Source organism: Ancylobacter novellus DSM 506 (genome assembly GCF_000092925.1).
Lineage (GTDB): Bacteria > Pseudomonadota > Alphaproteobacteria > Rhizobiales > Xanthobacteraceae > Ancylobacter > Ancylobacter novellus.
The window spans coordinates 3,930,849-3,943,166 of the sequence record NC_014217.1 but is presented as its reverse complement, the minus strand read 5'-3'; the positions used below and the strand labels follow the sequence as shown (position 1 = coordinate 3,943,166).

Here is a 12,318-nt window from a genome sequence, read left to right as displayed (position 1 = left end):
CTCACCGCAGCCCGCCTTCATAGCTGGCGCGCGCCAGATCGGTCTCGTGCAGCGTCACCCGGATCTTGGCGAGGCCGTCCGCATCCTCACCGAGCGCTCCGCTCCGGGCGGCGGCGGCCATGGCGTCGAAGATGTGCTTCGCCAGGAATTCGGTGGTGGTGAGCTTGCCGGCGAATTCCGGCAGCGTGTCGAGATTCTGGTAGGCGAGCGGCTTCAGCGTCTGCTTGAGCACATCAAGCGCGGCGCCGATGTCTACGACGACGTTCTTAGTTGTCAGGCTTTCACGGAAGAAGGCGACGTCGACCACGAAGGTCGCGCCGTGCAGGCCCTGTGCCGGTCCGAAGAACGGGTCGGGCAGGGAGTGGGCGATCATGATCCGGTCGCGGACCTCGACGCAGTACATGCTTTTTCCTCATCGGTAATCGAGCAGGATCGCCAGCGCGTCCTCTCCGCCGGCCAGCAGGGACGGCAGGCGCGAGGGCGCCTCGTCGAACGGGACGACATGCGTGACCAGCCGGTCGAGGCGCGCATCGTGGAGCAGGTCGAGCGCCTTGGCGAGGCGGCGGGCGTGCGGCCAGCGCGGCCGGCGGGCCGGCGATACCGCGCCGACCTGCGAGCCGATCAGCTGCAGGCGGCGGCTGTGGAAGGCTTCGCCCAGCGGGACGGACGGGGCATGCTCGCCATACCAGCTCACTTCGACGATCCGCGCCTCGAAGCCGCCCGCCGCCAGCGCCGTCTTCAGCCCCGCCTCGCTGGCGCTGGCATGGAAGACGATGTCGGCATCATCGCGCACGGCATCAGGGAGGGCGAAGGCCGCACCGAGGGCTTCGGCCAGCGCCGCCCGCTCCGGCCTGATATCGACCAGCGTCACCTCCGCGCCGGGCAGCGCGGCGGCGAGCGCGGTGAGCAGCAGGCCGACCACGCCGCCGCCGACGATGGTGATGCGGTCGCCGGGGCCGGCCGCGGCATCCCACATCGCGTTGAGGGCAGTCTCCATATTGGCGGCCAGCACCGCGCGCTCCGGCGGGATGCCCGCCGGTATCGGCGTCACCGATGCGGCGGGCAGGGCATAGACATCCTGATGCGGGTGGAGGGCGAAGACGAGGCGGCCGAGCCATGCCGTAGGCCCCGCCTCGACGCGGCCGACGCTCTGGTAGCCATACTGCACGGGGAACGGGAACTCGCCCCTCTGGAACGGCGCGCGCATCCTCTGATGCTCGCTCACGGGCACCGCGCCCTCAAAGACGAGGCGCTCCGTGCCGCGGCTGACGGCCGAGACGATCGTGCGCAGGGTCAGCCCGTCGCCCTGCGCCTCGCCGAGCGGGGCCTGCCTCACCTCATAGCGTCCCGGCTCCACGCACCAGAGCTGTCGCGCGGCGCTGTGACCCGGTTTCGGCATCGCTGACTGCATTCCTGCCCGCTTTCACGACCTTCTTAACAGCCGCCGCCGGCGCTTTGGTCCAAAAAACCGTGAAGCGGCGAAGACGAGGCGGCGTACAAGATAAAGCCGTGGCGGCGTCCGAGATATGTGAAGAGCCAGCCCTGATGGGGGAGTGTGTCGACGGCATGAGTTTCGATGAGAAAGTCGACGGCCTCTTCACCGCCGCCGAAGCGGGCGAAGCCTGCGTGCCGACCGGCGTGCAGCCGTTGGCCGTACTGCGCCGCCGGCGCGCGCTGGTGCTGGCGCTGAACGCGGCGACCTATGCCGGCCTCGTCGGGCTGTTCGCCCATCTCCTCGCCTATAACGGCTTCAGCTTCCTGGACGGGCTGCTGCTGTTGGCCTTCTGCCTGTCGACGCCCTGGACTATCCTCGGCTTCTGGAACGCGCTGATCGGCCTGTGGCTGCTGCACGGCCCCGGCGATGCGCGGCACTCGGTCTATCCCTATGCGGGAAAAGCGTCCGACGAGGCGTCGGTCACCGCCCGCATCGCCGTGGTCATGGCGCTGCGCAACGAGGACCCCGGGCGCGCCTTCGCCCGCCTGCGCTCCATGCGCGAGGATGTCGAGCGCAGCGGCGCCGGCGGGCACTTCGCCTGGTTCGTCCTCTCCGACACCAACCGCGACGACATCGCCGCCGCCGAGGAGGCGCTCTTCCGGGCGTGGCGCGCCGAAGCCGGGTCGCGCGTGCATTATCGCCGCCGCAGCGACAATGCCGGCTTCAAGGCCGGCAATATCCGCGACTTCGTCGAGCGGAACGGCGACGATTACGACCTGATGCTGGTGCTGGACGCCGACAGCCTGCTCGGTGCGGCGACCATATTGCGCATGGTGCGGATCATGCAGGCGAATCCCATGCTCGGCATATTGCAGAGCCTCGTCGTCGGCATGCCCTCCCATTCGCCCTTCGCGCGCATCTTCCAGTTCGGCATGCGGCACGGCATGCGCTCCTACACGATGGGCGCGTCCTGGTGGGCGGGCGATTGCGGCCCCTATTGGGGGCATAATGCGCTGATCCGCATCGCCCCCTTCAAGGCGCATTGCGCGCTGCCGGTGCTGCCGGGCGACGGGCCGCTCTCGGGTCATGTGCTCTCGCACGACCAGATCGAGGCGGTGCTGATGCGCCGCGGCGGCTACGAGGTGCGCGTGCTGCCGGAGGAGACCGAGAGCTTCGAGGAGAACCCGCCGCATCTGACCGAGTTCACCCGGCGCGACCTGCGCTGGTGCCAGGGCAACATGCAGTACTGGCGGCTACTCTTCATGCCCGGCCTGTTGCCGATGAGCCGCTTCCAGATCGCCTGGGCGATCCTGATGTATGTCGGCGCCTGCGCCTGGATCGCCTTCATGATCCTCGCCGCGCTCAAGGTGTTCGACGTCGAGCCGACCGACGCGCCGTTTCCCGCCGGGCTCGGGCTGGCGCTGTTCGTGATCACCTTCCTAATGAGCCTCGCGCCCAAGATCGCCGGCCTTACCGACGTGCTGCTGCGCGCCGGGGAGCGCCGGCGCTATGGCGGCACGGCTAAGCTGCTCGGCGGGGCGCTGATGGAATTCCTGTTCTCCATGCTGCTGGGACCGGTGGTGGCGTTGCGGATCGCCATCTTCATGGTCGGCCTCACTTTTGGGCGGACCGTGACCTGGGAGGCGCAGGCCCGCGACGCCGAGCGCCTGTCCTGGCGCACCGCGCTCGCCGGGCTGTGGCCGCAATTCCTGTTCGGGTCGATGCTCGGCGGCATGCTCTACGCCTTCGCGCCCGGCGCCATGATCTGGGCGGTGCCGGTGCTCATTGGCCTGCTCGGCGCGGTGCCCTTCGCCGTGCTCACCTCGCAGCCGGCGCTGGGGCGGTGGCTGGTCCGGCGCGGCCTCTGCGCCACGCCGGAGGAGGCCGCCGCGCCTGATTTTGGCTAGGCCGCCGCGATCAGCTTCGAGATCACGTCGTCGAGCGATGTCGAACCCGTGCGCTGCTCCGCCCCCTCGCGCTGGAAGTCGATCCAGCCCTCGTTGAAGCCGTCCAGCATGCGCATGCGGTCTTCCGGATGCTGCATGCCCTCGGCACGGAAGCGCGGCTCCCAGGCTTCACGCGGGATCGCACGGACCTCCACCGGGCGACCGAGCGCCTTGGAGAAGGCGGCGGCGATGTCCTTCGGGCTGACCTTGCGGGGGCCGGCGAGTTCGACGATGCGGCGCCCCTGCCAGCTCTCCATCAGGAGCTCGGCGGCCAGACGGCCGATATCCCGGGTGCCAACCATGTCGATGGCGCGCTCCACAGGCTGGAGATAGCTCTCGATCCTGCCATTGCGGGCGGCGCTCACATCCCAGGCGGCATTGTCGAGGAACCAGGCGGCGCGCAGCAGCGCCACCGGCACCTTCGCCTGCCCCAGCATGGTCTCCATGATCGCGGAATTGTTCAAGAGGTTGAACTCCGGCACCTGCGCCCCGACGGTCGAGAGGAAGACCACCCGGCCGGGCACTGCCGCGGCGATGGCGGTGCGCACGGCCTCGGCGAGGGCGTGGACCCGCGGGAAGCCGGGCGCCGGGTCGTAATCGGGCGGCATCATCAGGAACACGCCGGCCGCGCCCTGCATTGCCGCCGACAGCGCCTGCGCATCGGTGGCATCCGGCACCACGGCGATCTCGCAGCCGCGGTCACGCCAGGCGCGCCCCTTCCCGGCCTCGCGCACCACGGCGCGCACGCGCTGGCCCTTGGCGAGGAGGGTCTCCGCGACCGCGGCGCCCACTTTCCCGGTAATTCCGGTGACGACGAACATCTGCTTCTCCTGTCGCTTCATCGCTCTCAGAGCGGCTCGACGGGAAGATAGGTGCTGGCGCATCGTTGAATTAGTACGATGAATGTCATCAGGATGCTGACGAAAAATCAGCTATCGGACAGTCGGGAGGTGGCCTCCATGGCATTCGACGGAAGGGTGCTCGCCGGGGTCGGCGTTCTCGCCGCCGTCGTCGAGGGCGGCAGCTTCGTCAGGGCGGCGACGCTCCTCGGGCTCACCGCGTCGGGCGTCAGCCGCGCCATCGGGCGCCTGGAAGCCCGGCTGCATGTGCGGCTGCTCGACCGGACGACGCGCGCGATCACGCTGACCGACGAGGGCCGGCGCTTCTACGAGGAGGTGCGACCGCATCTCGCCGCCATGGAGGAGGCCGCGGCGGCGGTGTCCGGCAGCGGAGGGGTGGTTCGCGGCCGGTTGCGGGTGGATGTCGACCCCTTCTTCCTGCCGCTGGTGCTCGCCGGCCGTCTCGGCATCTTCTGTGACCGCCATCCCGATCTCGCCATCGAGTTCGTGTCGAGCGAGCGACTGGGCGATTTGGTCTCGGACGGGATCGACCTCGCCATCCGTTTCGGCGAGCCGCGCCACACGGCGCTGGTGTCGCGCAAGCTCATCGAGGCGCCGATCCTGACCGTCGCGGCGCCGGCCTATCTCGCGAGGTTCGGAGCGCCGGCGCATCCTTCGGAGCTTTCAACGCACCGCTGCCTGCAATTCGTCGACCCCCATTCGGGCCGCCCCTATCCGTGGGAGTTCGTGAAGGGCCGGCAGAAGCTGCCGGTCGAGACTCGGGGGCCGCTCACCTTCACCAACCCGCAGGCGCTGCTCGAGGAATGCCTCGCCGGCACGGGCGTGGCACAGGTGATCGGCTGGGGCGTCGGCCAGCTTCTGAAGGAAGGGCGCCTCGTGGACCTGTTCCCCGCCTGGCATGGCGAGCGGTTCCCGCTCTACGCGCTCCACCCCTCCAAGAAGCACGTTCCCGCCAAGGTGCGGGCCTTCATCGACTTCTGCACGGAGATCGCCGCCACGCTGTGAACGGAGGACAGCGCGCTCGTCCGGGCGCCTTTCGTCGGTCAGGCGAAGAGCGGCACTATCTGCTGGAGCCCGTCGATTTCGAGGTCGACATCCTCGAAGCCGCCGCCGCCGGCACGATAGCCGACGACGTAGAGCCCGGCGGCGCGGGCCGAGCGCGCGCCGGAAAGGCTGTCCTCGACCGCCACCATCTCGTCCGGGGCGACGCCCAGCCGCTCGCAGGCCCGGCGATAGGGCTCGGGGTCGGGCTTGCCGCGGGCGACATCGTCGAGGCTGAGCGAGAAGGCGATGGCGTCGGATATGCCGAGCGCGTCGATATTGGCGTCCACCACGCTGCGACTGGAATTGGAGACGCAGGCCTGCGGCACGCCGAGCCTCGCCAGCACGCGAATGGTGGCCACGGCGCCGGGAAGCGCGACCAGGCTGTCGCGGTGGGCCACATAGTGGTCGTTGATGCGCGCCAGCCATTCGGCCTGCGCGACATCCGCCGGCAGGCGCGGCGCGATCTGCATCCACACGTCGCCCATATGGATGCCGCGAAACGCCTGGTCGGGCAGGTCGGAGATGTCCGAGCCCAGCGCCCGGCAGGCGGCGACGAGCGCGCGGTGATGCAGCGGCTCGCTGTCGATCAGCGTGCCGTCAATGTCCCACGCGACCGCGCGCAGCCGGCGGGCGCTCATGCCGCGCCTCTTCCCGCGTCCCTCGCCGCGAGGCGGCGGTAGAGGTCGCGGTAGCGCGCATAGCCGGCGGCGTAGGTCTGCGCATGGGCCGGGTTCGGCTCCAGCGTCTCGTCCTGCTGCACGAAGCGGGAGATGCCGGCCCAGTCCGCCGCGCCGATGCCGACCGCCGCCGTCCAGGCCGCGCCGAGCGAGGAGCCGGGATGCCCCTTCAGGCGATGGACGGGCTGCTGCAGCACATCGGCGACGATCTGCATCCACACCCGCGAATTCGAGCCGCCGTCCGAGACCATGACGCGCGTGGCGGCGTGCCCCATGTCGCGGAGCACCTCGACATGGTGGGCGCAGGCATAGGCGTAGCCTTCCAGCAGCGCCCGCCACACATGGCCGATATCGTGCGAGAGGGTGAGCCCGTCCACGACGCCCCGCGCCGCGGGGTCGTGGATCGGGGTCTTCTCGCCGAGGAAATAGGGCAGCACGGTCAACCCTTCCGCGCCGGCGGGATGGGCGTCCGCGAGGCGGTCGAGATGCTGGTGCAGGCTCAGCCCCGCGCGCTCGGCGGCGGCCGCCTCGCCGCCGGCGAAGTTGCGCACGAACCAGTTAAGCCCCGAGCCGCCGGTCGACATGCAGCCATTGGGCATGAACAGGCCGGGGATGAGGTGATAGTCGAGATAGAGGCGCGGGTCCGGCTTCACCTGGTCGGTGGCGACGAGGATGTCGACGGCGCCGCCGAACTTGAGCAGGATGTCGCCGCGCCGGGTGACGCCGGCGCCGAGCGCCGAGGCGATCATGTCCGCGGCCCCGCCGATGACCGGCGTGCCGGGCGCCAGGCCGGTTTCCGCCGCGCCTTCCGCCGAGACGCGCCCCATCACCTCGTGCGAGGCGGTCTTGCGCGGGACGGCGCTGCGCGGAATGCGCGCCCAGGCGACGAGATCGTCGTCGATCTCATGGCTCGCCACGTCGACGAAGCCGGCTTCCAGCGCCCAGTTCTGCTCCACCGCCCGCTCGCCGGTGAGGCGCCAGTTCACATAGTCATAGGAGCCGAACACGGTGGCGATGCGGGCGAACACCTCCGGCTCGTGGCGGGCGATCCAGCGCAGCTTGGCGGTGACGAGCTGCTGGTTGATGCCGTTGCCGGCCCTGGCGATGAAGGACGCCTCGTCGCGCTCGGCGCGCAGCTCGGCGACTTCCGCGCCGCAGCGCCCGTCGCTCTGCTGGATGGAGGGGCGCAGGAGCCGGCCTTCCGCATCCAGCAGCACGACGGCCGGCAGCATGCCGGTGACGCCGACGGCGGCGATCTCGGCCGGGTCGATCCCGGCCTTGTCGATCAGCTCGCGGGTGATGGCGCGCACATTCGCCCACCAATCCGCGGGGTCTTCCTCCGCCCAGCCGGCATGCTTCGAGGTCAGCGTCACCGGCCGTGAGACGACGCCGAGGATCTCCCCCGGGAGCCGCAAGAGCAGGCCGATGGTGGAGGTCGTGCCGATGTCGAGGCCGAGAACGCAGCTCATGAAGCAACCGGGCGGGAGAAGAGGGGATCAGCGGATGGCGTTCACGACGTCCATGAAGCGCGACACCCGCGCCGCCTCGACCGGGTTCCAGGTGTTGCCGCCGACCTTGAAGTGCGTGCCGATGACGACGCCCGAGGCGACCGAGAAGATGTCGCGGATATTGTCGATGTTGACGCCGGTATTGGCGAAGATCGGCACGTCCGTGACGGTCTCGGCGACCTTCTTGAGGTGCGACTGGTCGGCCGGCTGGCCGGTGATCGGGCCGGAGACGAGGATGGCGTCGGCGAGCGAGGAGAAGACGGCGCTCTTGGCGCGCAGCTCGATCGGGCGCTGGTCGAGCGAATGGGCGAACTCGGCATTGATGTTGAAGAGCATCTTCATGTCGTCGCGCTTCAGGTCGTGGCGCAGGCGTGCCGCCTCGGCGCAGTTCGGCTCCCACAGGCCCATGTCGGAGGCGAACAGGCCGGTGAAGATCTCGCGCACGAAGCTGGCGCCCGTCACCGCGCCGATGGCGACGGTGGCGACCGGGTCCCACAGATAGTTCACGCCGAACGGCACCTTCAGGCTCGGCTTGACCGCCTGGACGATGGCGGACATGGCGGCGATGGAGGCCGGGGAGCCCTTGAAGACATAGGGACGGTCGTTCTCGTTGCCGAACATGATGGCGTCGACGCCGCCGGCCTGCAGCTTTTCGACATCGGCGAGCACGCCCTCGATCAGCTTGTCGAGGCCGCCATCGGCGTCATAGAGCGGGGCGCCCGGAAGAGCCCCGATATGGGCCATGGCGATGACGACCTTCTTCTTGGCGCCGAAACACTCGAAAACCATTCCAACTACTCCTTGGGGGACGGGGGTGCGCGCAGGGCGCATCAATCTCCGGGGGCCGGCGGCGCGATGCGCACGTCGACGCGCGCGGCAGCGAGCGCGGCGGCGATGCGCGGGGGCGGCTCGGCATCGGTGATGAGGATGTTGATGTCGGCGAGGGCGCCGACCTGCACCAGCGACATGCGCTGGAACTTGGCGCTGTCGCACAGCAGGATGCGCAGGCCCGACCGGCGCAGATAGACGCGCTTCATGTCGGTGTCCTCGAAGGAATAGTCGAAGAATCCCTCGGCGGTGACGCCGGAGGTGCCGAGCACCGCCACGTCGAACCACAGCTTCTCGAACTGGGCGATGGCGGTGGGACCCCACACCGACATCTCCTCCGCGCGCACGCGCCCGCCGGCCACGTAGACCTCGGGCGCGCCGCCGTCGAGCAGGGCCGAGACGCGCAGGCTGTTGGTGAAGATCTTGAGGTGCCCGACATCGCGCAGATGGCCGGCCATCAGATAGGTGGTGGTGCCCACGTCGATGGCGGCGGTGCGGTAGCCGGCGACGAGGCCGGCGGCATAGGCGGCGATGGCGGTCTTGGCCTCGCTGCCGCGGCGCAGGCGCGCGTCGAAGCGCGGCTCCTCGCTGTCCATGGCGACGCTGGCCGGGGTCTCGGCCAGCACGGCGCCGCCATGCACGCGCACCAGCCGGCCCTCGCGCTCGAGCTCCAAAAGGTCGCGGCGGATGGTCATGTCCGACACGCCGAGCTCGGCGGCGACGGTGGTGACGCTGATCGAGCCGGAAAGCGCGAGCTGGTCGAGGATGCGGGCGTGGCGCACATGCGAGAGCATGCGCTGGCGGTCCTCGCCGGCCGCGAGTTCGGCAACGGATTTGTCCGGGAAAGACATGTCGTCGGCCATCATTGCACCCTGCCTCGTTGCGGATCCGTCGGAGGTGAACGGATTCGGCGCGCGTCGGCCACTCCTCTCTAGCGCATCAATCGAACAAGATCAAACATCAGATTGTTCTTGATGTGCGATGATGTTCGGATAAGGTGCGCGACGAACATGAGGAGCCGACGATGATCCCCGCGACCGCCCCGACGCCCGTCTACCCCGAACTTTCCGGCCGGCTGGCCTTCGTGACGGGGGCGGCGACGGGCATCGGGCGTGCCATCGCCACGGCTCTGGCGCGCCAGGGCGTGCGGGTCGCGATCGGCGACATCAATCTCGGCGCGGCCGAGGACGCGGCGGCGGCGATCGGCGGCGGTGCCGTGGCGGTCGAGGTGGATGTGCGCCGGCGCGCCTCCGTCGAGGCGGCGTTCGCCCGCGTGCTGGAGTTGCTCGGCGGCTGCGACCTGCTGGTCGCCAATGCCGGCGTCTCGACCATGCAGGCGGCGCTCGAGATCACCGACCAGGAGTGGGACTTCAACTTCGACGTCAACACCCGCGGCGTGTTCCTCACCAACCAGATCGTCGCCCGGCATTTCGTGGCGACCGGCAAGGGCTGCATCGTCAACACCGCCTCGCTCGCCGCCAAGGTCGGGGCGCCGCTGCTGGCGCATTACTCGGCCTCCAAATTCGCCGTCCTCGGCTGGACGCAGGCGCTGGCCCGCGAGCTCGCCCCCAAGGGCATCCGCGTCAATGCCGTCTGCCCGGGCTTCGTGGCGACCGGCATGCAGTCGCGCGAGGTGCAGTGGGAGGCGACGCTGCGCGGCGTGACCCCGCAGCGCGTGATCGACGACTACATCGCCCAGACCCCGCTCGGCCGGCTGGAGCAGCCGGAGGACGTCGCCGACGTGGTGGTGTTCCTGTGCTCGGAGCAGGCCCGCTTCATGACCGGGCAGGGCGTCAACGTCACCGGCGGCGTCTACACGACCTGAAGGCCGGAGGCGCTGTGCGAATATGATCGGTCGTGAAACCGGTCCGTTCGAATTAGTGCTTGCGATGTTTGTTTTTGTTCCACTACTATCCGCGAACTGCCGGTGCCCCGGCCCGGGAAGAGCCTCCGGTGCTTCCCGCGCCACGGGGCGGTTCCCGTTCCGGGCAGAGGATTGCTGATGTCGTCGATCGAGCTCGATCATGTCTCCAAGCTCTACGCCAACGGCGCCTATGGCGTGCGTGACGTCGACCTTTCCATCGGAGAAGGCGAGTTCGTGATCTTCCTCGGCCCCTCGGGCTGCGGGAAATCGACCACGCTGCGCATGATCGCCGGGCTGGAAGGCATTTCCTCGGGCGATCTGCGCATCGGCGGGCTGAGCGTGAACAACGTGCCCCCGCGCGACCGCAACATCGCCGTCGTGTTCCAGTCCTACGCGCTCTACCCGCATATGAGCGTGCGCGACAATATGGGCTTCGGCCTCAAGATGCGCGGCGTGGGCAAGGCCGTCATCGACGAGAAGATCCGCGAGGCGGCGGGCCTGCTCGGCCTCACCCCCTATCTCGACCGCAAGCCGGCGGCGCTCTCGGGCGGCCAGCGCCAGCGCGTCGCGCTCGGCCGCGCCATCGTGCGCGATCCCGTCGCCTTCCTCCTCGACGAGCCGCTGTCCAACCTCGACGCGCAGCTGCGCGCGGAGATGCGGCTCGAGCTCGTGAAGCTGCACCGCCGGCTCGGCCGCACCATCGTCCACGTCACCCATGACCAGGTGGAGGCGATGACCATGGGCGACCGCATCTGCATCATGCGCGAGGGCAGCATGATCCAGGTCGGCAAGCCGCTGGAAGTCTACGCCAACCCGGTGGACACCTTCGTCGCCCGCTTCCTCGCCACGCCGCCGATGAACCTGATCCCCGCCCGGCTGGAAGGCCGGGACGACGGGCTCGCCGTTGTCGGCGACGGCCTCGACGTGCCGGTGCCGGACATCCACCGGACCGCCTATGCGCGGGTGGCCGGGCGCGAGGTGATCTTCGGGCTGCGTCCCGAGGACCTGCACGAGGCGCCGCAGCCCGGCTTCGCGCGCATCGACGTCACCGTGGTGGCGATGGAGGCGCTCGGCGTCGAGAACATCCTCGTCGGCCAGATCGGCGGCGAGAGCGGAAAGCCGGTGGAGATCGCCGCCCGGCTCTCGCGTCATTTCACGGCGCCGGTGGGGGCGAGCGTCCCGCTCTACCTCGACGCGCAGCCCATGCATCTGTTCGACCCGGAGACGACGCGGGCCTTTCCGCGTCCCGCCCTCCGCATCGTCAGGTCCTGATCGAAGCGGAGGGGAGGCCATGCGGCGCGTCGCACTTCATTTCGGGTTGCTTCTGACCTGCGCCGTCATCCTCCTGCCCATCCTCTGGGTGGTCCGCACCAGCTTCCTGCCGGAGCCGCTGTCCTATTCGCCGGAGCTGATGCCGGCGGCGACGCTCGACAATTACGTCGCGCTGTTCACCTCGACCCGCTACGGCCAGTCCTATCTCAACAGCCTGATCGTCGCCCTCGGCTCGGTCGTGGTCGCGCTGCCCTTCGCGGCGATGACCGGCTATGCCTTCGCCCGCTTCAAGACCGGCGGGCGGACCGGGCGCTTCGCCGTGCTGGCGACGCAGATGCTGCCCCCGGTGGCGATCGTGCTGCCCGCCTTCGCGCTGCTGCGCACCGTCGGGCTCACCAATTCGCTGACCGGCCTGATCATCGTCTACGCGGCGGTGAACCTGCCCTTCCTCATCTGGATCCTGATGGGCTTCTTCGAGGGCATTCCGGTCGATCTCGAATGGGCGGCACAGACGGACGGGGCGACCGCCTGGGGCGCCTTCTGGCGGATCGTGCTGCCGGTCTCGCTGCCGGGCATCGCGGCCGCCGGCGTGCTCGGCTTCATCCTGACCTGGAACGAGTTCCTGTTCGCGCTGGTGCTGAGCGGTCCGCAGACCGCCACCGTGCCGGTGGCGCTCGCCTCGCTCCAGACCTCGAACGGCGTGCAGATCGCCAAGGTCTCCGCCGGGGTGGTGCTCGCCGTGCTGCCGCTGGTGATCGCCTCCCGCTTCATCCAGCGCTTCATCGTCCAGGGACTGACTTTCGGCAGCGTGAAGTGACGTCGATTTCGCCGCGCCCGGCCGGGCGCGCGCCAACAAGCGGGCGAAACAGTGCCCGTACCAGAGG

Annotated in this window: 12 protein-coding genes; 5 read left to right on the top strand and 7 right to left on the bottom strand. The window is 69.5% G+C overall.

Features of this window, described 5'->3' with window-relative positions; genetic code table 11:
- Position 1 precedes the first annotated feature (1 nt).
- Complete coding sequence (locus SNOV_RS18560) at positions 2-403, bottom strand: 6-pyruvoyl trahydropterin synthase family protein (protein WP_013168505.1); 402 nt, start codon at positions 401-403, stop codon at positions 2-4.
- Between the two features lie 9 nt (positions 404-412).
- Complete coding sequence (locus SNOV_RS18555) at positions 413-1,399, bottom strand: zinc-dependent alcohol dehydrogenase (RefSeq protein WP_013168504.1); 987 nt, start codon at positions 1,397-1,399, stop codon at positions 413-415.
- A 167-nt stretch (positions 1,400-1,566) separates the two neighbouring features.
- Here SNOV_RS18555 and mdoH point away from each other — a divergent pair, with 167 nt between their 5' ends.
- Positions 1,567-3,342, top strand: coding sequence for a glucans biosynthesis glucosyltransferase MdoH (gene mdoH, locus SNOV_RS18550; RefSeq protein ID WP_041782405.1), 1,776 nt, complete (start codon positions 1,567-1,569; stop codon positions 3,340-3,342).
- Here mdoH and SNOV_RS18545 read toward each other — a convergent pair.
- Positions 3,339-4,202: an NmrA family NAD(P)-binding protein gene (locus SNOV_RS18545; RefSeq protein WP_013168502.1), complete on the bottom strand. Its 864-nt coding sequence runs from the start codon at positions 4,200-4,202 to the stop codon at positions 3,339-3,341. The two genes, mdoH and SNOV_RS18545, sit on opposite strands and share 4 nt — an antisense overlap.
- Before the next feature lie 138 nt (positions 4,203-4,340).
- Between SNOV_RS18545 and SNOV_RS18540 the strand changes: the two genes are divergently transcribed.
- On the top strand, positions 4,341-5,246 hold the full coding sequence (locus SNOV_RS18540; RefSeq protein WP_013168501.1) for a LysR family transcriptional regulator: 906 nt from the start codon (positions 4,341-4,343) through the stop codon (positions 5,244-5,246).
- A 38-nt stretch (positions 5,247-5,284) separates the two neighbouring features.
- On the opposite strand, the gene SNOV_RS18535 is transcribed toward SNOV_RS18540, so the two are convergent.
- The 4 genes from SNOV_RS18535 to SNOV_RS18520 are packed head-to-tail and all read right to left on the bottom strand — an operon-like array spanning position 5,285 to position 9,149.
- Positions 5,285-5,923: an HAD family hydrolase gene (locus SNOV_RS18535; RefSeq protein ID WP_013168500.1), complete on the bottom strand. Its 639-nt coding sequence runs from the start codon at positions 5,921-5,923 to the stop codon at positions 5,285-5,287.
- Positions 5,920-7,431, bottom strand: a complete 1,512-nt coding sequence (locus tag SNOV_RS18530; RefSeq protein WP_013168499.1) for an FGGY-family carbohydrate kinase — start codon at positions 7,429-7,431, stop codon at positions 5,920-5,922. Before SNOV_RS18530 ends, SNOV_RS18535 begins: the two co-directional genes overlap by 4 nt.
- Before the next feature lie 27 nt (positions 7,432-7,458).
- Positions 7,459-8,259, bottom strand: coding sequence for a BtpA/SgcQ family protein (locus SNOV_RS18525; protein WP_013168498.1), 801 nt, complete (start codon positions 8,257-8,259; stop codon positions 7,459-7,461).
- Positions 8,260-8,300: 41 nt separating this feature from the next.
- On the bottom strand, positions 8,301-9,149 hold the full coding sequence (locus SNOV_RS18520; protein WP_013168497.1) for a DeoR/GlpR family DNA-binding transcription regulator: 849 nt from the start codon (positions 9,147-9,149) through the stop codon (positions 8,301-8,303).
- 173 nt (positions 9,150-9,322) lie between these two features.
- Here SNOV_RS18520 and SNOV_RS18515 point away from each other — a divergent pair, with 173 nt between their 5' ends.
- The 3 genes from SNOV_RS18515 to SNOV_RS18505 all read left to right on the top strand — a co-directional run bounded on the left by SNOV_RS18515 (position 9,323) and on the right by SNOV_RS18505 (position 12,251).
- Positions 9,323-10,123, top strand: coding sequence for an SDR family NAD(P)-dependent oxidoreductase (locus tag SNOV_RS18515; RefSeq protein WP_013168496.1), 801 nt, complete (start codon positions 9,323-9,325; stop codon positions 10,121-10,123).
- A gap of 177 nt (positions 10,124-10,300) precedes the next feature.
- Positions 10,301-11,434, top strand: coding sequence for an ABC transporter ATP-binding protein (locus SNOV_RS18510; RefSeq protein ID WP_013168495.1), 1,134 nt, complete (start codon positions 10,301-10,303; stop codon positions 11,432-11,434).
- Positions 11,435-11,453: 19 nt separating this feature from the next.
- The gene (locus SNOV_RS18505; RefSeq protein ID WP_013168494.1) at positions 11,454-12,251 is read left to right on the top strand and encodes a carbohydrate ABC transporter permease; all 798 of its coding nucleotides are present in this window, start codon (positions 11,454-11,456) and stop codon (positions 12,249-12,251) included.
- Positions 12,252-12,318: the final 67 nt, after the last annotated feature.

What these genes read in the sequence shown, in the direction of transcription:
- SNOV_RS18560 (WP_013168505.1), bottom strand. Translation starts at nt 403, where the DNA reads ATGTACTGCGTCGAGGTCCGCGACCGGATCATGATCGCCCACTCCCTG.
- SNOV_RS18555 (WP_013168504.1), bottom strand. Translation starts at nt 1,399, where the DNA reads ATGCCGAAACCGGGTCACAGCGCCGCGCGACAGCTCTGGTGCGTGGAG.
- mdoH (WP_041782405.1), top strand. Translation starts at nt 1,567, where the DNA reads ATGAGTTTCGATGAGAAAGTCGACGGCCTCTTCACCGCCGCCGAAGCG.
- SNOV_RS18545 (WP_013168502.1), bottom strand. Translation starts at nt 4,202, where the DNA reads ATGTTCGTCGTCACCGGAATTACCGGGAAAGTGGGCGCCGCGGTCGCG.
- SNOV_RS18540 (WP_013168501.1), top strand. Translation starts at nt 4,341, where the DNA reads ATGGCATTCGACGGAAGGGTGCTCGCCGGGGTCGGCGTTCTCGCCGCC.
- SNOV_RS18535 (WP_013168500.1), bottom strand. Translation starts at nt 5,923, where the DNA reads ATGAGCGCCCGCCGGCTGCGCGCGGTCGCGTGGGACATTGACGGCACG.
- SNOV_RS18530 (WP_013168499.1), bottom strand. Translation starts at nt 7,431, where the DNA reads ATGAGCTGCGTTCTCGGCCTCGACATCGGCACGACCTCCACCATCGGC.
- SNOV_RS18525 (WP_013168498.1), bottom strand. Translation starts at nt 8,259, where the DNA reads ATGGTTTTCGAGTGTTTCGGCGCCAAGAAGAAGGTCGTCATCGCCATG.
- SNOV_RS18520 (WP_013168497.1), bottom strand. Translation starts at nt 9,149, where the DNA reads ATGTCTTTCCCGGACAAATCCGTTGCCGAACTCGCGGCCGGCGAGGAC.
- SNOV_RS18515 (WP_013168496.1), top strand. Translation starts at nt 9,323, where the DNA reads ATGATCCCCGCGACCGCCCCGACGCCCGTCTACCCCGAACTTTCCGGC.
- SNOV_RS18510 (WP_013168495.1), top strand. Translation starts at nt 10,301, where the DNA reads ATGTCGTCGATCGAGCTCGATCATGTCTCCAAGCTCTACGCCAACGGC.
- SNOV_RS18505 (WP_013168494.1), top strand. Translation starts at nt 11,454, where the DNA reads ATGCGGCGCGTCGCACTTCATTTCGGGTTGCTTCTGACCTGCGCCGTC.